This is a genomic window from Alkalihalophilus lindianensis (assembly GCF_032843265.1).
Classification (GTDB): Bacteria; Bacillota; Bacilli; order Bacillales; family Bacillaceae_D; genus Alkalihalophilus; species Alkalihalophilus lindianensis.
In genome coordinates this window covers 1-244 of sequence record NZ_JAWJBA010000867.1, presented here as the reverse complement: position 1 = coordinate 244, position 244 = coordinate 1, and the positions used below count along the sequence as shown (strand labels likewise).

Sequence of the window (244 nt, the reverse complement as noted above, 5' to 3'; positions counted from 1 at the left end):
CTGCCCTTCAGCAACAGTTCGCGCGATAATCCCCACCCCTTCCGGGCGGACAGAATCGAGGATGTCTTTTAAGCGTTTTCTTTCTTCTTCGGATTCGATCCGGCGTGAAACACCGGTGTGCTCAATGAAAGGCATGTAAACGATATGGCGACCGGCGAGAGTAATGTGTCTCGTGACCCGCGGACCTTTCGTTGAAATCGGTTCTTTCGCGTACGGCTTCCAGAGAAGAACTGCGATCGGTTAC

1 protein-coding gene is annotated in these 244 nt (G+C 52.9%); it reads right to left on the bottom strand.

Going from position 1 to position 244, the window contains the following annotated elements; genetic code table 11:
• Window positions 1-165 (bottom strand): ribonuclease E/G (locus tag RYX56_RS26130; protein ID WP_369293574.1); only part of this gene is annotated, 165 nt, incomplete at its 3' end.
• Window positions 166-244 lie beyond the last annotated feature (79 nt).